This is a genomic window from Microbacterium sp. NPDC058269, from assembly GCF_042881445.1.
GTDB lineage: Bacteria > Actinomycetota > Actinomycetes > Actinomycetales > Microbacteriaceae > Microbacterium.
In genome coordinates, this window is record NZ_JBHVXT010000002.1 from 233,065 (window position 1) to 254,654 (window position 21,590).

The window sequence follows — 21,590 nt, forward strand, 5'->3', positions numbered from 1 at the left end:
TCTCATTCACCCCCCCCCCCTGGTCTCCACCCCACCCCCCCCCCCCTATACAACCCCCCAACGCGCCCCCCCCCCCCCCGGCCCCCCCCAATTACCCGCGATTCGAACGAGGGTCAGGTGGCGGGGTGGCGGCGGATGCTGGCGCTGACCAGCGCGGCGACGGCGCAGAGGCCCGCGGCCGCGAACCACGCGAACGTGTACTGGCCGGTGTGGTCACGCACGATCCCGGCGAGAATCGAGGCGATGCCGGCGCCGATCTGGTGCGCTGCGAACACCCAGCCGAACACGAGCGGGCCCTTGTCGCCGAAGACCTCGCGACACAGGGCGATCGTCGGCGGCACGGTTGCAACCCAGTCGAGCCCGTAGATCACGATGAACACGATGATGCTCGGCTGCACCTCGGCCGAGAGCAGGCTCGGCAGGAACAGCAGGCTCACGCCGCGCAGCGCGTAGTACGCGGCGAGGAGGATGCGCGGGTTCACGCGGTCGGTCAGCCAGCCTGAGAACACGGTGCCGACGATGTCGAAGATCCCGACGACGGCGAGGAGCCCGGCGGCCGTGGTGGTCGCCATCCCGTGGTCGTGCGCGCTCGGGATGAAGTGCGTGCCGATGAGTCCGTTGGTCGTCGCACCGCAGATCGCGAATCCGATCGCCAGCGCCCAGAACGTCTTCGTGCGCGCGGCCTCCCGCAGCGTGGTCAGCGCGAGCTTCGCAGCTCCCCAAGCCGTGCCACGAGGAACGGGTGTCGGAGCCACGGCGGGCGCGGTCTCCCCGTAGCGGGCGACGCCGAGGTCGCTCGGACGGTTGCGGAGGAAGATCCAGACCAGGGGCATGACGGCGAGCGCCCCGCCGGCGATGATGAGCGATGCTCCGCGCCATCCGACGTCTTCGGCCGCTGCCGCGATCACCGGGAGGAAGATGAGCTGCCCGGTGGCGCTGCCGGCCGTGAGCACGCCCGAGACGAGTCCGCGCCTCGCGGCGAACCACGTATCGGTGATGGTTGCGGCGAAGACCAGCGCCATCGATCCGGTACCGAGTCCGATCAGGACACCCCAGGTCAGGATGAGCTGACCGGGAGTCGCGACGAACACGCTCAGCGCCGCGCCCGCCCCGATCACGAAGAGGGCGACCACCGTCACCGCGCGGATGCCGAAGCGCTGCATCAAGGCCGCGGCGAACGGGGCGATGAGTCCGTAGAGGAGGAGGTTGATCGAGACCGCGAGGGACAGCTCGGCCGTGCTCCAGCCGAACTCCTCTTCGAGCGGCACCATGAGCACCCCGGGGGCTGCGCGGAAGCCGGCCGCACCGATGAGGGCGATGAGGGCGACGACGGCGACCGTCCACGCGGGGTGGAAGCGGCGCTGTCGCGCGCCCAGCGGTTCCTCGATCGGCCCGTCGAGCGACTCGGCGGTCATGCCGTGTGTCCGGCGATGAGAGCGAAAGGCTCCCCGCCCATGCTGCGTCGTGCCCAGCGGGTGCTGTCGGCATCGAGCGGTGCAGCACAGGTCGCGCACCAGTCGGCCGACTCCGAGACCTCGCCGCACCTCACCGTCAGTCCCCAGGGTCCCTCGGGGTCGGTGATGCGGGCGAAGCGAGCGAAAGCATGCAGGATCGGAAGGGTCTCACGCCCGGCCTCCGTCAACCGGTACCCGCTGCGGGCCTCGTCGGAGTCTTCGCGCTCGACGAGATCGGCTTCGGTCATCGCGGTCAACCGCCGGGACAGCACCGAGTCGGCGGCACCGGTGGCATCGCGCAGCTGGTCGAAGCGGGTGCGGCCGGAGAAGAGCTCACGCAGGATGAGCAGCACCCAGGGGTCGGCCAGCACGTCGGCGGAGCGGGCGATCGGGCAGGTCGCGGATGACCAGTCGGAGCGGAGTGGCATCCGCCCACTTTCTTGAAGAAAGCTGTCGATGTCAATCGCGAACCCGCACGTTGGCAGGATTCCTCTCCGCGTTCGACGGTTTTCCGTTCACCCGGACGAGCCGGGCGGCGGGGCTACTCGGCGACGCGGGCGGCGATGTCGGTGCGGTACTGGGAGCCGTCGAGGCGGATGCGGGCGATGGCCTCGTAGGCGCGGTCACGCGCGGTGCGGAAGTCGGAGGCGACGGCCACCACGTTCAGCACGCGGCCACCCGTCGCGATGAGCGATCCGCCGGGCGCATCGGGGCTCGCGGTCGCGGCATGCACGATGCGGACGCCCTCGATGGCTGCGGCATCGTCGAGGCCCTCGATCGGACGGCCGGTCTGCGGCGCTTCCGGGTATCCCTCGCTGGCCAGCACGACCGTGATCGCGACGTCATCGCTGAACACGGGCTCCGGCTGGTCTTCGAGGGTGCCGGATGCCGCGGCGAACAGCAGCTGCGAGAGCGGGGTGACCAGTCGCGGCAGCACGATCTGCGTCTCGGGGTCGCCGAAGCGTGCGTTGAACTCGATCACGCGCACACCCGCCGGGGTCAGGATCAGGCCCGCATAGAGCAGTCCGATGAACGGCGTGCCCTCGGCATCGAGCTGGCGCACCACGGGAAGCGCCACGTCACGGGTGACCTCTTCGACGAAGGCCTGCTCGCTGCCGAACTGCTCTGCGAGCCACGGCAGCGGGGAGTAGGCGCCCATGCCACCCGTGTTGGGTCCGGCGTCACCGTCGAGCGCGCGCTTGAAGTCCTGGGCAGGGCTGAGCGCACGCACGGTGTCGCCGTCGCTCAGGAAGAACAGGGAGACCTCGGGGCCGGAGAGGAACTCCTCGATCAGCACCGGGCCGGCGGGGAGGTACTGCTCGGCGTGCGCGAGCGCCTCCGCGCGGTCGGACGTGACGATGACACCCTTGCCCGCAGCCAGCCCGTCGGCCTTGACCACGTACGGGGCGCCGAGGTCGTCGAACGCACTCTCCACGTCGGCGGCGGTGGCGGCGCGGACGGCGCGACCGGTGGGTACGCCGGCGGCATCCATGACCCGCTTCGCGAACGACTTCGAGCCCTCCAGCTGTGCTGCAGCCTTCCCGGGTCCGAACACGGGGATGCCGCGCACGCGCAGGGCATCGGCGACTCCGGCGACGAGCGGCGCTTCCGGGCCGACGACGACCAGGTCGATCGCGTGCTCGTGGGCGAACGCGGTGACCGCCCCGCCGTCGAGCGGATCGACCGAGACGGGGGTGGCATCCCGCGCGATGCCGGCGTTGCCTGGGGCGACGAAGATCTCGTGCTCCGTCTGCTCGGCTCGCAGGGCGAGGATGATCGCGTGCTCACGGGCACCGGAACCGAGGACGAGAATCTTCACCCGTCCAGACTACCGAGGGTGACGCTCCGGATTTCGGTCCGGCGGGCGTACACAACTCAGGAGAACGTGCCGGACCGGCGCTCGCTGGCGGCGCCTCGGCCGGATCGGGACACGTTCCTCCTGAGCTGTGCACCAGTCAGCGTGCGCACGTCGCGTGCGAACGGGTCGGCGCGGCTCAGAGGTCGACGGTCCGTTCGACGGAGGCATCCCACTGCACGGTCCAGCCGGCCGCATCGAAGAGGGCATCGAGCACCATCGCGGTGAAGCCCCAGACGATCGTCCCGTCGACGTCGAATGCCGGGCCGCGGAACGTGTGCCCCATGCGGGTGATCGTCGAGGTGAACCGCGTCTCGGGGTCGAGCAGCTGCGCGACGGGAACGCGGAACACCTCGACCGTCTCCGCATGATCGACCGCCACGACCCGCGACGGCGACTGCCACCACGCCAGTACCGGGGTGACCAGATGATTGCTCGCGGCGAGCGGGATCACCGGGAGCGTGGCCAGGACCTCGACACCACGGGGGTCGAGTCCGGTCTCCTCCTCGGCTTCACGCAGGGCCGTGGCGACGAGATCGGCGTCTTCCGGCTCCGCCCTGCCGCCAGGGAACGAGACCTGCCCGGGGTGAGAGGAGAGGGTGGGGGCGCGTCGCTGCAGCAGCACGTCGAGGTCGCGGGCGACGGCCGCATCGGTCGTGGGGGCGGGGACGTGATCGAGCACGCCGAACAGGATGAGCACGGCTGCGTCGTGGGCGCTCTCCGGGTCGGCGAGCGGGGGGATGCGGACACCCCATGAATGGTCGGCGATCGCCGCGAGCAGCTCGGCGCGGGCGCCCTGGGGATGCATGCTCATGCGTCCGAGCATAGGACTCGCCGTGCGTGGTCGGTCGTAGTCTGGAGCCATGGCCAGGAAGATCGACATCGTGGACGGGCGCTCGGCGCTCGATGCGGTCCGTTCCGCGGAAGCAGCGGGCACGAAGCCGCAGCGCACCGACCTCGCCACCGCCGTGCGCTACCTGCTGCAGCTGCTCGACGAGAAGGCACCGGGCAACAGCGTGGAGGTGCGGGTGCCTCCCTTCGGTGCGGTGCAGGTCATCCAGGGCCCGCGTCATACCCGAGGCACCCCGCCCAACGTCGTCGAGATGGATGCCGCGACCTGGATCGCCGTGTCCACCGGCACGGAGCGATGGGCGGATGCCGCGGCATCCGGCCGTATCCACGCCTCCGGTACCCGCGCCGATCTCAGCGACGTCCTGCCGGTACGACCGTGACGCCGCTCCTGCCCGTCCGGTACCGGCAATCGATGCCGTCCGCCTTCATTCGTCGGCGAGACGGTCGCCTCTGCCGTACTCCTCTTTGACGGTCCGAAGGTTGGTCCACGTTCGCATCCCTGCGATCTGTGGACTGGCCCTCAGCCGGTCGGAGAGCTGCAGGAGCCCGTCGACGGACTCGGCTGTGAGGGTAGCGATGAGCTCGTACTCGCCGATCGTGACCGCGAGGAATTCCGGCGAGAGGCTGCGTACATGCTCCAGTGCGGTGGCCACCTCGCCTCGGACTCGAATGCCGACGCCGAGGGTGAGGACATCCGGGCTGTGGTGCCGCACCGGGATACCGACGACCTTGACGGCGTCATGATGGACGAGCCGATGCAGGCGCAGCCGGGCGCCGCTGGGGGAGATGCCGGCTGCTTCTCCGAGCTCTAGGAAGGACGCGCGGCCATCGATCTGGAGTCGACGCACGATTGCGCGATCGACGGCGTCGAGGCGGAATGCCGTGCGACCGGTGCGGAGAGGAGAGTAGAGGTTGATCTCGATGCTCTCGTAGAGGTGCGTCTGCAGGTCGCGTACTCCCGGGAGGCAGCGGATGCGGTCGAGGGTGCGTCGCAGGTGCGGGTCGGCACCCACGCGGATCTCGGCATCGATCGGTGCTTCGCCGCTGATGTCAGCGACGAACGTGGTTTCGGGCATCGCTATGAGCGCGTCGCGCACCGGAGAAACCGGCCCGTCGAGTCGGAGCTGTGTGTACGCGAAGCGCTGCAGTGCCAGCAGATCCGGGCTCACGGATACCGTGAACACCACCTCGTGGCGCTCGACGGCGTGTTCGACGATCTGCGTGACGCGTCGCCGCGTCACACCGAGTGACTGAGCGATTCGGGTATAGCTCGCCCGTCCATCCTCGCGAAGTGCGGCGAGTACCTGCGGGGTCAGCGGATCCCGGTGCTCCATCTCGGTCTCCAGATTCATCGATTGGCGGGGAGCGATTCACGAGCCGAAAGTGCCCCAGATCGCGATAGACGTCTCATTCTGCAACGAGTTGCGACGAATTTACATTTCACCTCGAATCAGACTCGGTTTTCGCTTCAGTTCTTGCGGAACCCGCTCTACTGTCGTCCCTGACGGAGCAGGTCCGCGATCCGACGAGAAGGATTGGCTGCTCGGCAGCATGCCGACCTGCCGGTTCCGGTCAGTCGATCGATGACGATCCCACCGCTCTCTCAATGACGAAAGGCACTCCGACATGTCCACTCACTCCTCTCGATCATCCGGGCAGGCGGCGGATCTGGACCGCGATGAGAACGAGCTCGCAGAATACGGCTACAAGCAGGAGCTGAAGCGCGCCCTCTCGCCTTGGGCGGTCTTCGCCCTCGGCTTCGCGACGATCTCGCCGGTCGTCGGGATCTATGCCGTCATCCAGCTCGGGTTCCTTTTCACGGGCCCGGTCTGGATCTGGGCCGTGCTGATCGCGTTCATCGGCCAGTTGCTGGTGGCGATCGTCTACGCGCAGCTCTCGTCCCAGTTTCCGATGACGGGTGGCGTCTACCAGTGGGTCCGTCGCCTCGCGGGCCCGAAGCTCGGCTGGATGACCGGCTGGATCTATCTCGCAGCGGCTATCGCGTCGCTCTCGACGGTCGCCTACCTCGGCGGGATCTGGATGAAGGCGCTCGTCGGCGACTCGTCCGACGGCTCTGGCGGGCTCGTGCTTTACGGGGCGATCTTCCTCGTGGTCGCTCTCGGTATCAATCTGCTCGGCGTGAACCCGGTCAAGTATTTCCTGAGCGCCGGGATCATCGCGGAGGGAGTCGCCTCGATCGTGGTCAGCGTCCTGCTGCTCGCCTTCTTCATGCACAACGACGTGGGGACGCTTCTTCAGACCTTGGGGGCGGAGGAGAACTCCGGTGGCTCGACGCTCACAGGGATTCTGACGTGTCTCGCGGTGGCAGGCTGGGCGTTCCTCGGCTTCGATGCGACGACGCAGGTCGCCGAGGAGGCGCACCAGCCGCGTCGCACGGTGCCCAGGGCAATGCTGCTCTCCTTCCTCTTCGTCGGCATCACCGTGCTGTTGAGCGGCACGGCGGTGACGCTCTCGCTGAGCGATCCTGCCCGCGCGGTGACCGGTGAAGTCGGCGACCCTGTGCTGGCTTCCATCACCGAGGCGTTCGGCGACTGGAGTGAGAAGCCGTTCGTCGTCGTCGTCCTCATCGCATTCTTCGCCTGTGCCGTCTCGATCCAGACCTACATCGGCCGCATGGTGTTCAGCTTCGCGCGTGACAGTCAGATCCCGTTCTCCCCGCTCCTGTCCCGCACCGGCACGAAGGGGATCCCGTATGTCGCGCTTGTCACCACCGCCGTTCTGGCGGCACTCGGACTCCTGCTGGGTCTGAACGGCAACGCGGCTGCCACATTGATCTCTTTCGGCTCGGGCGGCTTCTACATCGTCTTCCTGATCGTCGCAGTCGTCGCCCTGTGGGCCCGCCTGAGCGGACGCTGGGATCCGCGCCAGGGGTCCTTCTCCCCTGGTCGCTTCGGACTGATCATCAACATCCTCGCGGTGGTGTGGCTCGCCTTCGAAGTCATCAACGTCGCGTGGCCGAGGACCGAACTTGCGCCAGTGGAGGGCACCTGGGTGCAGGTGTGGGCGGTGGTCCTCGTGTTCAGTGCGCTCATCGTGATCGAACTCGGGTATCTCGCGGTCCGCAAGCCACACCTCGATGTCCGGGGCGCGACCGCCCCGGAGCAGCGACATGCCCACACACAGAAGGAGACCGAACGATGACCCCCACGACGCCCACAGTCGTCTTCGAGCCGGGATCCGGCATGCGCATCCGCGAGGTCGCGGTCCGTGCGCCGCGTGCGGGTGAGGTGTCCGTCGAGATTCGCGCGGCCGGCGTCTGCCACTCCGACCTCCACATCCTGAACGGCGACTGGCCCGAGGATCGTCCTCTCGTGCTCGGCCACGAGGCTGCCGGAGTCGTGACGACAGTCGGGGAGGGCGTCGACCTGATCCCGGGCGATCACGTGGTCCTCTCCTGGTTCGCTCCTTGCGGACGCTGCGAGCGCTGTGCTGCGGGCCGAGCTTGGCTGTGCACCGGCACTCGCGCGGTCGAGAACGTGCTGCCGGACGGGGGCACCGCCTTCGACATGGATGGCGAGCCGGTGTGGCCGTTCCTGGGCTTAGGTGCGTTCACGAAGAACGTGGTCGTGCCGCGAACGGCCGCGATCCGGGTTCCGCAGGAACTGCCGTTCGACGTCGGTGCTCTACTCGGCTGCGCCGTCACGACCGGTGTCGGCGCTGCCGTGAACACGGCCGGCGTTCGGCCAGGAGACACGGCAGTGGTGGTCGGTTGCGGTGGCGTCGGGCTCGCGATCATCATGGGGCTGCGGCTCGCCGGAGCGGGAACGATCGTTGCGGTGGACCTGTCCGCGGAGCGACGCGCGGCTGCCGCGCGATTCGGTGCGACCGCAACACTCGATGGAGCGTCGGTCGACGTCCCCGCCTGGTGCCAGGAGCACCTCGGCGGTGCGGACTACGCCTTCGAGGCGGTCGGACGACCCGGTCTGATCGAGCAGCTCCCTGCCATGGTTCGTTCGGGCGGTGCGGCCGTGGTGGTCGGCATGCCGCCTGTCGGTGCCAAGGTGCAGATAGACGCGTTCGACCTCGCCGACCAGGGTAAGCGCCTGCTGGGATGCAACTACGGCTCTAGCGTCGGCGCCGTCGACATTCCGCGCCTCGCGCGTCTCTTCCTCGACGGGCGTCTGCCGCTGGACGAGCTCGTCGGTACGAAGCGTCCGCTCACCGAGGCTCGAGTTGCGTTCGACGAACTCCGCGCCGGAGTCGGCCTACGCGGAATCCTCGTGCCGTAGTCGGCCTCCGAAAAGCGATCCTCCCTCGTATAGGGGCGGGAGTGCGGACGTAGCCTCCGCCACCAGAGGGGTGCTCGTCTCAGCGCCGGGCGACCACCAACGGAACCCCCGTCGCCGGGTGTGGGAACACGTCGACCGCCTGGCCGTAGACCTGCTCGATCCGCTCGGCCGTCAGCACCTCCGCCGCGGTACCCGTCGCTGCCACCCGGCCATCGGCGAGCAACGTGACGCGGTCGGCGTGTGCGAGGGCGGCATTGAGGTCGTGCAGCACGATGGCCACCGCGACGCCGGCATCCGCACGCCCGCGGATCAGCCGCATGACGTCTTCATGATGCTTGAGGTCGAGCGCCGCGGTCGGCTCGTCGAGCAGCAGGATGGCGGTGCTCTGCGCGATCACGCGGGCGAGGGCGACCCTGGCGCGCTCGCCGCCGGAAAGGGATGGGACCGCGCGGGCCTGGAGTGCGGTCACCTCGGTCTGGGCCATCGCCGCTGACACCCGCTCGTCGTCGTCATCGGCCGCCGGGGTACGTGCCCAGGGAGTCCGCCCCATGCGCACGACCTGCTCTGCGCTGAACGGGAACGTGACCGTGTTCTCTTGCAGCAGCACGGCCCGCTGCTGGGCGAGAGTGCGCGGCTTCACTCGGTCGATCGGCCGGCCGTCGAGCTCGACTTTTCCTGCCTGCGCGGCGACGTCGCCGGAGAGCACCCCGAACAGGGTGGACTTGCCCGCTCCGTTGGGCCCGACCAGGGCGTGGATCTCTCCCTCGTGGATCTCGATGGAGGCATCGTCGAGGATCGTGCGCCCTTCGCCGACGCGCACGGTGAGCCCTGCGCCGCGGAGCCGCACGGTCATGCCCATCCTCCCGAACGACGGCGTGTGCGCACGAGCAGCCACAGGAAGAACGGGCCGCCCACGAGCGAGGTGATCATCCCGATCGGCAGGTCGGCGAGCGGAACGGCGGTGCGTGCGACGAGGTCGGCGACGGCGATGAGCAGCGCGCCGCCGAGCGCCGAGGCGATCACGAGGGGCAGGTGGGCGGGACCGATCATCATGCGCATCAGGTGCGGCACGACGAGCCCGGCGAACCCGATGATCCCCGCGAACGCGACCGCCGCGCACACCAGCAGCGCGACCGTGACGATGACCACGATCCGCAGCAGCTCGACGTTGACGCCGAGGTGTCGTGCGGTGCGCTCGCCCAGGGCGAAGAGGTCGAGGCTAGGCGCGACGATCAGGGAGACGACCACGCCGATCAACACGAGGGGCGCCACCAACTGGATGTTCGACCACAGCGCGCCGTTGAGCGAACCCAGCTGCCAGAACACGATCTGCTCGCGAGTCGATGTGGTGCCGAGGAAGGTGAAGAAGGCCATGCCGGCGCCGGCGATCGCATTGATCGCGATGCCGGTGAGGAGAAGAGTCACCACCTCGGTGCGGCCGCCCGAGCGACTGATGAGGTACACCGAGAACACCGCGACCAGGCCGCCGAGGAAAGCGAAGGCGGGTGTGGTCCACATCCCGAAGGTCGCGAGTCCGAACGTGATGCTCGCGGCTGCACCGAGCGCTGCGCCCGAGGAGACTCCGACCACCCCGGCGTCTGCGAGCGGGTTGCCGAAGATGGCCTGCATGAGCACGCCCGAGACCGCGAGGGCGGCGCCGACGAGGAGTCCGAGCACGATGCGCGGCATCCGCAGGTTGAAGATCACGCCGTAGTCGGTGGACGCCGAGGGTGCCCAGGCGGTGTCGATGCCGATGCCGCGCAGCAGCACGCCGACCAGCGAGGTGGGGGAGAGGTCGTACTGCCCGCTCGTGATCGACACCACGCACGTGATCGCGAGCGCGACGATCAGGATGACCGTCACCAGGGCGAAGCGCAGGCCCCGGTGCCTGGTCGGCGTCGGGGTGACGACCTTCCCGGTCACTTCGCGGGCTCGGGGGCGTACAGGGCGCGGGCCAGCGCGCCGATCACGTCGGCGGTGCGCGGGCCGAAGCTGAGGATCTCGCTGTCGGCCATGTCGATCACCCGTCGGTTCGCTCCGGCAGGGGTCTCGGCCACGGCGGGGATCCGCTCGATGAGACCATCGATGCCGCCGACCGATTCGAGCCCGTCGGTCATCATCACCAACACGTCCGGCTGCGCGGCGACAAGGGCCTCGGCGGTCATCGGCTTCATCCCCTCCCAGCCGATCTCGGCCGCGACGTCGACCCCGCCGACCGCGTCGATCAGGGAATCGGCCCCGGAATCCTCGCCGAAGATGTAGTACACATTCGCGCTGCCGCGCACGTAGAGGAACAGCATTCGCGCTCGGTCCGACTCGGCGGGGGGTACCACCTCGGCGATCTCGGCGAGCGTCTCGTCGACCGAGGCGTCGAGCCGTGCGATGAGTGCGTCGCCACGGCTGGGCACGCCGAGGGCGGTGGCGATCTCGGTCACCAGCTCGTCCGTGGTGTCGAGGCGTCGGTCGCTGGAGATCACGACGACCGCGATGCCGGCATCGCGCAGCTGCTGACGCACCTCTTTCGGGCCGATCGTGGTGTCGGTGAGGACCACGGTCGGAGCGAGCTCGAGGATGGCCTCGGCGTTGAGAGTGTGACCGGTCTTGGTGACGACCGGGAGGTCTTCGGTACCGGCGAAGACGGTGGAGGCGTCGCGCCCGACGACCTGATCGCCGAGACCGAGCGCGAACACGGTCGACGCGATCGTGCCGGAGATGTCGATCGGGAGGATGCGGTCGATGTCGGTGATCTCGACCTCGTGCCCTTCGCTGTCGGTCACCGTCACGGGCAGCTTCGGGGCGCTGTCGTCGTCGATCGGCTCGATCGCATGGCTCGACAGGCAGGCGGTGGACGGGCCGGTGTGGCCGCGCACGTCGTCGATCAGGTCGAGCGAGGCAAGGGGGACGGAGGCCTGCGGGCAGTTGTCGTCTTCAGCGGCGGCCGGTGCGGCTGTGGCTCCTGGCTCTGCGCACGCGGTGAGCCCGATGGCAAGAGCGGCGACGAAGAGGAGGGCGGAGAAGCGACGCATTAGGCAAGGCTATCCTAAAACTTGACGCGCGCTGATTCGCACCTCTACGCTCAGGAATGGCGGCTTGCTTAGCTAAGCCTAACCAAAACTCCCACCTTCGCCCGACTGCATTGCGGCACCGCCGGCGCGCGTGCTCTTCTGCGTGCCCGGAGCCGTGGAGAACCGTGAACGCCACAGCCACAGCATCCCCAGGCAGCGCCCGCATACGCGTGCTGCTCGCCGCTTTCGTCTCCTTCCTCCTCATCGCCGCCGGCGCGGTGATCGTCCCGCCCGCGCACGCCGCCGGCGCGGCAGTCACGGCCACGGTCGGCTCCGCCGCGACGTCGGGTGTGAGCGTGCAGGTGCAGACCAGCGGCTTGCCCGAGGTCGAAGGCGCGTACGCGGCCCTCATCGTGAAGGGCACCGAGTCCGGGCTCAGCGGTGCAGGTGGGTACGCCGCGTTCGTGATGCCGACCGTCGCCGGAGGGGCGAGCACGTTCACGCTCGACGCGCCGGCCGGTTCGCTGGATCGCACCCGGTCGTACGAGGTGCTCGTATGGCAGAAGCACTCCAACCCGAACGAGACCACGATCTACGGTCGGGGCGACGTCACCATCTCCGCCGGACAGTGGGATGCCGTGTTCGGCCCGGTTCCGACCGATCCCGGCACCGATCCCGGCACCGACCCCGGCACCGACCCCGGCACGGGCCCCGGGACTGACCCGGGTACAGGTCCGGGCACCGATCCCGGGACAGACCCCGGAACCGATCCCGGGACGGACCCGGGCACGGGCGAGACGCCGAAGTCCGCCGCGATCGAGGTGTTCCTCGCCGACGGCACCACTCCCGCCGCGGGCACTGTGCTCAAGGCCGGCGACAATGTGGTCGTGAAGGGTTCGGGCTACGACCCGACCTCGAACCTCGGCACCGAAGGCCGTGGCGTGCCGATCCCGAAGCACCTGCCCCAGGGCACCTATGTGGTGTTCGGCAACTTCGCCTCGGCGTGGCAGCCGTCCGTCGGCGCTGCGTCGGCCACACGATCGTCCGGGTCTCAGGTCTGGGCGCTCGCCGAGGACGTGCTGAACCAGGTTCCCGCGCAGTACCAGAGTGCGATCCGTGCGCGGTGGGTCGACATCGCGGCCGACGGCACGTTCCAGGCGACGGTGACCCTGAAGGATGCGGCGGCGACGCCGGGGTCGTACGGTATCTACACGTATGCGGCCGGTGGCGTGATCAACGCCGATCAAGAGCGCAGCGTCGCGCTGAACTACACCGAGGCTCCGGCCGTCTCCACGGTCGTGAAGTCGGCGACTGCGAAGGACGGCCTGACGGTCACGGCATCCGGCTCGAAGCTGGGCGCGATCACCGGCGCCTATGTCGCGGTGATCGAGAAGGGCACGGAGGCGAACGTCACCGGCGGCGGCGGGTTCCTCGCGATGCAGTACGTGCGCCCGATCTCCGGCGGCGTCCTCGCGGTCGACCTGACTGCCGCGGCCGACACGCTCGACCGCACCAAGACGTACGAGGTCATCGTATGGAAGCAGCACTCGAACCCCGACGCGAGCACGATCTACGCACGCTCGACCATCGCCGTCACCGACGCGCAGTGGGAGGCCCTGAAGCCGGCTCCGGTCTCGGCGGCGATCGAGGTGTTCCTCGCTGACGGCACCACCCCGGCAGCCGGCGTGCCGCTCAAAGCCGGTGACAAAGTCGTCGTGAAGGGCTCGGGCTACGACCCGACCTCGAACCTCGGCACCGAGGGTCGCGGTGTGCCGGTCCCGAAGCACCTGCCCCAGGGCACCTATGTGGTGTTCGGCAACTTCGCCTCGGCATGGCAGCCCTCCACGGGCGCGGCATCGTCGACCCGCTCGGTGGGGGCGCAGGTCTGGGCTCTGGCCGAGGGCGTGCTGAACCAGGTGCCGGCGCAGTACCAGAGCGCGATCCGCGCGCAGTGGGTCGACATCGCCGCCGACGGCACATTCCAGGCGACGCTGACACTGAAGGATGCCGCAGCCTCTCCCGGCACGTACGGCGTCTACACGTATCCGGCCGGTGGCGTGATCAACGCCGATCAGGAGCGCGGCGTCGCCCTGGACTACGGCGTCACCGCGGTCGTGACCCCGACGGTCAAGGCCGCGACGGCGAAGGACGGCCTGACCGTCACCGCCTCCGCCTCGAAGCTCGGTGCGATCACGGGTGCGTACGTCGCGCTGATCGAGAAGGGCACCGAGGGGAGCGTCACCGCCGGCGGCGGGTTCCTCGCGATGCAGTACGTGCGGAACATCACGGGAGGCGCGCTCGCGATCGACCTGACCGCCGCCACCGACACGCTCGACCGCACGAAGTCGTACGAGGTCATCGTCTGGAAGCAGCACTCGATGCCCGACGCGAACACGATCTACGCCCGAGGCGCCGTCACGGTGACCGACGCGCAGTGGGAGGCACTCTTCCCGGCAGGCCCGTCCGTGGCCACGACGGTGAAGACGGCGACGGCGAAGGACGGTCTGACCGTTGCCGCGGCAGCCACGAATCTCGGTGAGGTCCCCGGCGCGTACGTCGCGCTGATCGAGGCCGGCACCGAGGGGGCGGTGAGCGCCGACGGTGGCTTCCTCGCGATGCAGTACGTGCAGAAGGTCACGTTCGGGGCATTCGCGGTCGACCTCACGACCGCGGCGAAGAACCTGGACCGCACGAAGTCGTACGAGGTCATCGTGTGGAAGCAGCACTCGAACCCCGACGCGAGCACGATCTACGCCCGTTCGACCGTCACGATCACTCCGGCGCAGTGGGATGCACTGCTCGACGTCACGGTGCCGGAGGTGCCCGAGACCCCGGTCACGCCGACGACTCCGCCGGCGAACGTTCCCGGCGGCTCCCTCCGCTGGGCGATCTCCTCGTCCTTCACCGACTACATCACGAGCGACATCGCGAAGGGATCCATCGCGGTCTCCGACGGTGCGACCCGCTCGGGCGGACAGTTCCAGTTCGGCCAGACGGTCGGGAGTGACTTCGATGTCAACACCGGTCTCGGCAGCGTCGTATACCGGGGCTCGGTGCGCTTCACCGGACATCAGGGTGTGCTCGATGTGACGGTCTCGAACCCGCAGATCCGCATCACCTCACCGAGCGCGGCGACGCTGTACGTGACGAGCGGCGGCGCACAGGTGCCGTTCGCGACACTCGACCTCTCGAGCGCGGCGCGCATCGCGGCCAACGGCGCCGTGACGTACACGGCGGCTCCCGCGGCGCTGACCGCGGAGGGACGCGACCGTGTGCTGTCGGGCTACGGTACGACGCTGAATCCGGTGACGTTCACGATCGGCTCGGTCGCCGCGGCGCCTGCCGGTTCGAGCGGCACGGTGGCTGCGGCGGTCGTGAAGCCGAAGACCACCCTCCCGGCGACCCCGCCGGCGACCGAGGGCATCGAGGCCGATGAGGCCAATCTGTCCGCGCTCGCATCCGGACAGCCGGCCACGGTGTCGGCATCCGGATTCCGGGCGAACGAGCAGGGCATCAAGGTCGTCGTGTACTCGACACCCGTCCAGCTCGAGACGGTGACGGCCGACGCGAACGGCGTCGCGACCTGGTCGGGCGCCCTTCCCGCGAGCCTCGAGGACGGCGAGCACACGCTCACATTCCAGGGCTCGGTGAACCGCGGTCTCGCGTTCACCCTGAACAGGGCGACCACCGCGATCGGTGCGTGCACGGTCGAGGGTGCCACTCTCAAGTGGGGCTACAAGGAGTCGTTCCGCACCTACATCGAGGGCATCGCGAAGGGCGGCTGGACGCTGACCGACGTCGCCTACCAGTACCCCGACTTCGTGTGGGGGAACGGAACCGGCTCGTTCGACGACAAGAGCCTCGCGGGCCTGGTCACCTACGGCGGCGCCATCACCTTCACCGGTCACGACGGCGCACTGAACACCACGCTCGCGAACGCGGGTATCGAGCTCGCCGGAGACAAGGGCTACCTGGTCTTCGATGTGACCGGCACCACCCAGGGCGGCGAGAGCATCGACCAGAAGGGCGTCCGCCTCGCGGAGTTCGCCCTCGGCGATGCGGCTGTCGTCGACGGCGTGCTGACCCTCGACGCGATCCCGACCACGCTGACCGAGGCCGGCGCGTCGGCGTTCGGCACCTACGCCGCGGGTGAGGAGCTCGACCCGGTCACGGCCGTGATCCCGGTCGGCGCCGACTGCGGCGTCGCCGAGGAGAAGCCCGAGACCGACTCCGAGGCGACCGCCTTGGTGACCGCCGCGAACGAGCCCGCCGACTCCGACGACGCTCCGGTGTGGCCGTGGATCGTGGGCGGCCTGGTGGTCGTGGCGCTCGCCGCGACCGGCGGCGTGCTGATCGCCCGTCGCAACCGCAGCGAAGAGACCGCCGAGACGACGACCGAGGTGTAGTCGAGGCGCAAGACCGGACGGCCCTCCCTGCGGCGGACGCGGGGAGGGCCGTCCGCTGTCCAGAGACCCCGGCACACAGCATCCGTCGGCGGTGGGACAATGGAGGCATGGCCCCCACCGATTCCCACCAGACCGTCGAAGCGACCGTGCGCCGTGTGCCGCGGTACGGCGTGCTCATGGGCATCGGCGTCGTGGTCGGTGTGATCGCGGCGGGCATCCTCACCTGGACCGGCAGCTTCGACGAGTCGCAGGCCCTCGACGTCGTCTACCCGCCCGGCCAGGTGTTCGGCTTCCTGCTGCTGTGGACGGTGCCGATCGGCATCGCGCTCGGTGGCGTCGCCGGTCTGATCCTGGAGCGCCTCGCCCGTCGTCACGACCGTGTGGTGCGGGTCGACCGCGAGACCGTCGTCGACGAGGACTGACCCCTAGGCGAGCTCGGCGATCACCGGACGGATCGCCGCGTCGAACGCCACGACGTCGCGGCGCAGGCCATCGGTCACCGCGACCGTGAGAGCCCCGATCCACCAGATGCCGCGCTGCGAGAACGGCAGCACCTGCACGTTCAGCTCGAACGAGTGCGCGCGCCGACCGACTTCGCGCTCGAACTCCGCGATCGCGCTCGCATAGGCGCGGTAGGCGTCGCCGCCGGTGTGGCTCTTCATCGAGTTCACGTACCGGTCGTGCGCGGCTCGCGCGTAGAGCAGGGCCGACGTCGCCTGCGGGGCGATGGCCGCCGTGAGCTCCTCCGCACCGTGGGCGGGGAGGGCGACCAGGGTGTCGAACCCGTCGATGAGTTCGAGCGGCACGTCGGACGGATGCGCGCGAGGCTCGACCGTCATGTCCCAGTAGTCCCGCCACTGCGCCTCGATCGCGGGGGAGGCGTCGACCGCATCCGGTGCACGCACGGCGAGCTCGCGCAGGCTCGGCAGATCTTCCGGGACCCTGATCCCGAGGCGCTGCCGCAGCGCGAGGGCGAGGAGCACCGGAACGCTCGCGTCTTCGCGGATGAGCCACTGCGGCTTGTCTGCCATGGCCCCATCGTAGGCGGGTCGGGCGTTCGGATCCGAGGTCCGACTTCGCGGAGAGTTGGACCGGCTGCGGGCGGTAGGCTGGAGGCGTGGCTGCCTCCCCCACCAATCCCTATTCCGAAGCCGGCGTCGACACCGCTGCAGGTGATCTCGCCGTCGAGCTGATGAAGTCTTCCGTGCGCGCGACGCACGGTCCCGAAGTGCTCGGCGGTGTCGGCGGATTCGCCGGACTGTTCGATGCCAGCGCGCTGCGCGACTTCCGTCGCCCGCTGCTCGCGACCAGCACCGACGGCGTCGGCACGAAGGTCGCGATCGCGCAGGCGATCGACAAGCACGACACGATCGGGCAGGACCTGGTCGGCATGGTCGTCGACGACATCGTCGTGGTGGGCGCGAAGCCGCTCTTCATGACCGACTACATCGCGTGCGGAAAGGTGGTCCCCGAGCGGATCGCCGACATCGTGCGCGGTATCGCCCAGGCGTGCTCGGCCACCGGCACCGCGCTGGTCGGCGGCGAGACGGCGGAGCACCCTGGCCTGCTCGGTCCGCGTGACTACGACGTGGCGGGTGCAGCGACCGGCGTTGTCGAGGCGGATGCGATCCTCGGTGCAGAGCTCGTGCAGGACGGTGACGCGGTGATCGCGGTCGCCTCCAGCGGACTGCACTCCAACGGCTACTCGCTCGTGCGTCACATCGTGACCCGTGCGGGTATCGGCTACGGCGACAACGCGGCCGACTTCGGTACCACGTGGGGCGAGGCTCTCCTGGAGCCGACCCGGCTCTACACGCTTCCTCTGCTGCGCCTGATCGAGCAGCTCGGCGGCTCGTCGGGTAACGGCGGCGTGCACGCGCTCAGCCACGTCACCGGCGGCGGCATCGCGGCGAACCTCGCCCGCGTGCTCCCGCAGGGCAGCTGGGTCGAGGTCGACCGCAGCAGCTGGTCGCCGAGCCCGGTCTTCCGCGTGCTCAGCGACATCGCCGGCTCCACGCTGGAATCCGCCGAGGGCACCTGGAACCTCGGCATCGGATTCCTCGCGGTCATCGCCGCGGACAAGAAGGATGCCGCGATCGCGGCGCTCAACGCCGAGGGCATGCCCTCGTGGCAGGTCGGGACCGTCGGCTTCGGCCCGCGTCCGACCGGCGAATTCGAACAGGGCGCCAAGGGCGTCGACGGTGGAGCAGTGCGCCTGGTCGGCGCCTACGCGGACGGAGCGAAGTAAGAGCCCATGTGCGGCATCGTCGGAATGGTGGGCTCTGCCCCGGTCAATCAGGACATCTACGACGCACTCCTGCTGCTGCAGCATCGCGGCCAGGATGCGACGGGCATCGCCACCGCCGAGGCGAACGGCGTGATGCACAACGCCAAGGCGCAGGGCATGGTCCGCGAGGCGTTCCGCACCCGTGACATGCGCGCGCTGCTCGGCAACGTCGGCCTCGGTCACGTGCGATACGCCACCAAGGGCACGGCATCGAACGAAGAGGAGATGCAGCCGTTCTACGTGAACGCGCCGTACGGCATCATCCTCATCCACAACGGCAACCTCACCAACACGCGTGAGCTCACGGCCGACATGGCCCAGCGCGACCGCCGCCACCTCAACTCCTCGAGCGACACCGAGCTGCTGCTGAACGTGCTCGCGGGCGAGCTGCAGAACACCACATCGACCGTCGACCTCGACCCCGAGCGGGTGTTCGAGGCCGTCGCCCGCACGCACGAGCGCATCGAGGGCGCGTACGCCGTGATCGCCGTGATCGCCGGCTACGGTCTGCTCGCGTTCCGTGACCCCTTCGGCATCCGTCCGCTGATCCTGGGCCGTCGCCCCTCGACCGTGGCCGGGGCCGAGGGCAAGGACGAGTGGGTCGTCGCGAGTGAGTCGCTGGTGCTCGAGAACGGCGACTACGACGTCGTGCGCGAGGTCGAGCCCGGTGAGGCCGTCTTCATCACCAACGACGGCGAGCTGTTCTCCAAGCAGTGCGCCACGGCCGCGACGCTCGCGCCCTGCGCCTTCGAGTACGTCTACCTCGCCCGCCCCGACTCCGTGATGAACGGCATCTCGGTGTACGAGTCACGTCTGCGCATGGGCGACCGTCTCGCCGACACGATCGCCAAGCACGTGCCGATGGACAAGATCGACGTCGTCATGCCGATCCCCGACTCGTCGCGCCCCGCCGCGATGGAGGTCGCCCGCAAACTCGGCATCGAGTACCGCGAGGGGTTCTACAAGAACCGCTACGTCGGCCGCACCTTCATCATGCCGGGCCAGGCCGTGCGCAAGAAGAGCGTGCGTCAGAAGCTCAACGCGATGTCGACCGAGTTCCAGGGCAAGAACGTGCTCCTGATCGACGACTCGATCGTGCGGGGAACGACCTCGAAGGAGATCATCCAGATGGCGCGGGATGCCGGGGCCGCCTCGGTCACCTTCGCCTCCGCCGCCCCTCCCGTGCGCTACCCGCACGTCTACGGCATCAATATGCCGTCGCGTCACGAGCTGATCGCCCACGGGCGGACGATCCCCGAGATCGCCGAGGAGCTCGGCTGCGATCACCTCGTCTACCAGGAGGTCGACGACCTCAAGGCGGCGATCATCGAGGGCTCGGTGCTCACCGATCTCGACATGAGCTGCTTCGACGGGCGGTACGTGACCGGCACCGTCTCGGATGAATACCTGGCCTGGGTGGAGCGGTCGCAGACCTCATGACGTCGCCGAGCGCACGACCGCTCTGGCAGGGTCGGGCTCTCGCACTCGTGGGGATCGTCCTGGTGGCGTTCTCGCTGCGCTCGGCGGTCGCCTCCCTCTCCCCGGTGATCGACCACGTCGCCGCCGACTTCCCGGTCTCGCCGGTCATCGTCGGGCTGATCGGCGCCGCACCCCCCGTGTGCTTCGCGATCTTCGGTCTGCTCACGCCGCTGTTCGAGCGTCGATTCGGTCTGGAGCGGATGGCCGTCGCGGCGATCACGCTGATGGCGCTGGGAATGCTGCTGCGGGGCTTCGCCGTGGATTCGATCAGCCTGCTGGCGGCCACCGCCGTGGTGTTCGCGGGTGTCGGATCGGGCAACGTGCTGCTGCCGCCGCTGGTGAAGAAGTACTTCCCGGATCGGCTCGGGATCGTGATGACGATCTACTCGACGACGCTGGCTGTGTCGACGTTCCTGCCTCCGCTGGTCGCCGTGCCGGTGGCGGACTCGCTCGGGTGGCGGGTGTCGCTGGGCATGTGGGGCATCGTCGCGGGGATCGCGCTGGTGCCGTGGGTGGCTCTGCTGCTGAAGAACGGCTCGCGAGCGGGTGAGTCGGTGAAGACGGAACTGCTCGTCCCCGATCCCACCGACGGCGTCGACGACATGCAGGACGCGGTGGCCGCCTCGACCGGCCCGATCTCGACAACTCCGGCGAATCGTCGGCACTTCGCCCGGCTGTGGCGGCTGCCCCTCGCATGGGCGCTCGCGATCGTCTTCGGGACGTCGTCGACCATGGCCTACGTCTCGTTCGCGTGGATGCCGACCATGCTCGTCGACATCGGCGGCGTCACTCCGGCGACCGCCGGCTTCCTGCTCTCCCTGTTCGCGCTGATCGGTCTGCCGTGTTCGCTGCTCGTGCCGATCCTCGTCGTCCGGTTCCAGGCGACCCGTCCGCTCTTCTTCGTGGCCGTCGGCGGCGGACTGGTCGGGCTCGCCGGTCTCCTGTTCGCGCCGACCGCCGCGCTGCCGCTGTGGGTGAGCATCTTCGGTCTCACGGCCATCATGTTCCCGCTCAGTCTCGTGCTGCTCAGCATCCGTGCCCGCACACCCGAGAGCGCCGTCGCGCTGAGCGGATTCGTGCAGAGCATCGGCTACGCCATCGCGGCGACCTTCCCCCTGCTGGTCGGGCTGCTCCACGAGACGACCGCCGGTTGGCAGATCCCGCTGCTCGTCATCGCGGGTGTCCTGATCGTCGCGATCCCCGCCGGCATCGTCGCGGGCCGTCGTCGCACGGTCGAGGACGAGTGGGAGCACCGGCACGGTCGCTGGTGAGTCTGCGGGCCAGTTGCCGGCGCGGCTTCGACGCGGGAGAATCGTGCACTTCGGTCCTGGCTCGGTCGTTCTCAGTCGAATCGGACGAGCCCTCCACGGGCCGCGCGGATGATGATCTGCACACGGCTGGTCACACGCCATTTGGCCATGATGCTGCTGACATGTGTTTTCACTGTGCTCTCCGACGCATGAATGGACCGAGCGATCTCGGCGTTCGAACGCCCGAGCGCCAGTTGCATGAGAGTCTCATGCTCCCGTTCCGACAGCAGGTGTCCGTCGGGGAACTCGTCGGTAGTCTCGACATCACCGGTCTGAGCGGCTTCGATCAGGCGAGCGCTGATCGCGGCGGACAGTGCTGCGGCCCCCGCATGAACAAGGCGGACGGCGTCGATGATCGCCTCTGGCTCGGCATCCTTCAGAAGATAGCCTGACGCACCGGCACGAAGCATCGGCAGGATCATGTCGATGGAGCCGAAGGTCGTGATCGCCAGAATCCGGGCGTTCGGCACGGCGCGAACGATCTCGTGCGCTGCTTGGACGCCGCCCATACGGGGCATCTGCATATCGAGGAGAACGATGTCGGGCCGTTGCTGCTCGACGAGGGCGACGCCGGCTATGCCGTCCGGCGCCTCAGCGACGACCTCGATGTCATCCGCATCCTCGAGGAAGACCCTCAATGCGCGACGTACCAGCGCATCGTCATCGACGATCACCACACGTATCGGTCGCAT

General features: G+C 69.0%; 18 protein-coding genes. 8 read left to right on the plus strand and 10 right to left on the minus strand.

Translation table 11 applies throughout. From position 1 onward, the window contains the following. Positions 1–113: 113 nt before the first annotated feature. The 4 genes from ACFVWL_RS09370 to ACFVWL_RS09385 all read right to left on the minus strand — a co-directional run bounded on the left by ACFVWL_RS09370 (position 114) and on the right by ACFVWL_RS09385 (position 4,123). Complete coding sequence (locus ACFVWL_RS09370; RefSeq protein ID WP_387181525.1) at positions 114–1,415, minus strand: MFS transporter; 1,302 nt, start codon at positions 1,413–1,415, stop codon at positions 114–116. Beyond that, positions 1,412–1,882 carry a winged helix-turn-helix transcriptional regulator gene (locus ACFVWL_RS09375; RefSeq protein WP_387181527.1) on the minus strand — a complete coding sequence of 157 codons (471 nt, stop codon included), beginning with the start codon at positions 1,880–1,882 and terminating at the stop codon, positions 1,412–1,414. The genes ACFVWL_RS09370 and ACFVWL_RS09375 overlap by 4 nt, the downstream gene beginning before the upstream one ends. 113 nt (positions 1,883–1,995) lie before the next feature. Beyond that, positions 1,996–3,273: a phosphoribosylamine--glycine ligase gene (purD, locus tag ACFVWL_RS09380; RefSeq protein WP_387181530.1), complete on the minus strand. Its 1,278-nt coding sequence runs from the start codon at positions 3,271–3,273 to the stop codon at positions 1,996–1,998. A 175-nt stretch (positions 3,274–3,448) separates the two neighbouring features. Beyond that, entirely contained in the window at positions 3,449–4,123 is a 675-nt protein-coding gene (locus ACFVWL_RS09385; RefSeq protein WP_387181532.1) for an NUDIX hydrolase, read from the minus strand. 49 nt (positions 4,124–4,172) lie between these two features. Between ACFVWL_RS09385 and ACFVWL_RS09390 the strand changes: the two genes are divergently transcribed. Then, on the plus strand, positions 4,173–4,541 hold the full coding sequence (locus ACFVWL_RS09390; protein ID WP_387181534.1) for a sterol carrier family protein: 369 nt from the start codon (positions 4,173–4,175) through the stop codon (positions 4,539–4,541). 45 nt (positions 4,542–4,586) lie between these two features. Here ACFVWL_RS09390 and ACFVWL_RS09395 read toward each other — a convergent pair whose 3' ends face one another. Then, positions 4,587–5,513: an Lrp/AsnC family transcriptional regulator gene (locus ACFVWL_RS09395; RefSeq protein WP_387181536.1), complete on the minus strand. Its 927-nt coding sequence runs from the start codon at positions 5,511–5,513 to the stop codon at positions 4,587–4,589. 274 nt (positions 5,514–5,787) lie between these two features. Here ACFVWL_RS09395 and ACFVWL_RS09400 point away from each other — a divergent pair, with 274 nt between their 5' ends. Next, positions 5,788–7,323 carry an APC family permease gene (locus tag ACFVWL_RS09400; RefSeq protein WP_387181537.1) on the plus strand — a complete coding sequence of 512 codons (1,536 nt, stop codon included), beginning with the start codon at positions 5,788–5,790 and terminating at the stop codon, positions 7,321–7,323. Next, positions 7,320–8,411, plus strand: coding sequence for an alcohol dehydrogenase catalytic domain-containing protein (locus ACFVWL_RS09405; RefSeq protein ID WP_387181540.1), 1,092 nt, complete (start codon positions 7,320–7,322; stop codon positions 8,409–8,411). The genes ACFVWL_RS09400 and ACFVWL_RS09405 overlap by 4 nt, the downstream gene beginning before the upstream one ends. A gap of 79 nt (positions 8,412–8,490) precedes the next feature. Here ACFVWL_RS09405 and ACFVWL_RS09410 read toward each other — a convergent pair whose 3' ends face one another. From ACFVWL_RS09410 to ACFVWL_RS09420, 3 genes are read right to left on the minus strand one after another with little or no spacing between them, the layout of a single operon-like run. Next, positions 8,491–9,264 carry a heme ABC transporter ATP-binding protein gene (locus ACFVWL_RS09410; protein WP_387181542.1) on the minus strand — a complete coding sequence of 258 codons (774 nt, stop codon included), beginning with the start codon at positions 9,262–9,264 and terminating at the stop codon, positions 8,491–8,493. Then, positions 9,261–10,334, minus strand: coding sequence for a FecCD family ABC transporter permease (locus tag ACFVWL_RS09415; RefSeq protein WP_387181543.1), 1,074 nt, complete (start codon positions 10,332–10,334; stop codon positions 9,261–9,263). The genes ACFVWL_RS09410 and ACFVWL_RS09415 overlap by 4 nt, the downstream gene beginning before the upstream one ends. Beyond that, complete coding sequence (locus ACFVWL_RS09420; RefSeq protein WP_387181545.1) at positions 10,331–11,437, minus strand: hemin ABC transporter substrate-binding protein; 1,107 nt, start codon at positions 11,435–11,437, stop codon at positions 10,331–10,333. The genes ACFVWL_RS09415 and ACFVWL_RS09420 overlap by 4 nt, the downstream gene beginning before the upstream one ends. 164 nt (positions 11,438–11,601) lie before the next feature. Between ACFVWL_RS09420 and ACFVWL_RS09425 the strand changes: the two genes are divergently transcribed. Then, entirely contained in the window at positions 11,602–15,822 is a 4,221-nt protein-coding gene (locus ACFVWL_RS09425; RefSeq protein WP_387181547.1) for an HtaA domain-containing protein, read from the plus strand. Between the two features lie 107 nt (positions 15,823–15,929). After that, entirely contained in the window at positions 15,930–16,244 is a 315-nt protein-coding gene (locus tag ACFVWL_RS09430) for a potassium transporter Trk (protein ID WP_387181550.1), read from the plus strand. A 3-nt stretch (positions 16,245–16,247) separates the two neighbouring features. On the opposite strand, the gene ACFVWL_RS09435 is transcribed toward ACFVWL_RS09430, so the two are convergent. After that, on the minus strand, positions 16,248–16,853 hold the full coding sequence (locus ACFVWL_RS09435) for a zinc-binding alcohol dehydrogenase (protein WP_387181553.1): 606 nt from the start codon (positions 16,851–16,853) through the stop codon (positions 16,248–16,250). Positions 16,854–16,939: 86 nt separating this feature from the next. Between ACFVWL_RS09435 and purM the strand changes: the two genes are divergently transcribed. The 3 genes from purM to ACFVWL_RS09450 are packed head-to-tail and all read left to right on the plus strand — an operon-like array spanning position 16,940 to position 20,859. Further along, complete coding sequence (gene purM / locus ACFVWL_RS09440) at positions 16,940–18,070, plus strand: phosphoribosylformylglycinamidine cyclo-ligase (RefSeq protein WP_387181555.1); 1,131 nt, start codon at positions 16,940–16,942, stop codon at positions 18,068–18,070. Between the two features lie 6 nt (positions 18,071–18,076). Then, positions 18,077–19,549: an amidophosphoribosyltransferase gene (gene purF / locus ACFVWL_RS09445; protein ID WP_387181558.1), complete on the plus strand. Its 1,473-nt coding sequence runs from the start codon at positions 18,077–18,079 to the stop codon at positions 19,547–19,549. Continuing rightward, positions 19,546–20,859 (plus strand): CynX/NimT family MFS transporter, encoded by a 1,314-nt coding sequence (locus tag ACFVWL_RS09450; RefSeq protein WP_387181561.1) that lies wholly within the window; start codon positions 19,546–19,548, stop codon positions 20,857–20,859. The genes purF and ACFVWL_RS09450 overlap by 4 nt, the downstream gene beginning before the upstream one ends. Before the next feature lie 71 nt (positions 20,860–20,930). Here ACFVWL_RS09450 and ACFVWL_RS09455 read toward each other — a convergent pair whose 3' ends face one another. Then, complete coding sequence (locus ACFVWL_RS09455; RefSeq protein ID WP_387181563.1) at positions 20,931–21,590, minus strand: response regulator; 660 nt, start codon at positions 21,588–21,590, stop codon at positions 20,931–20,933.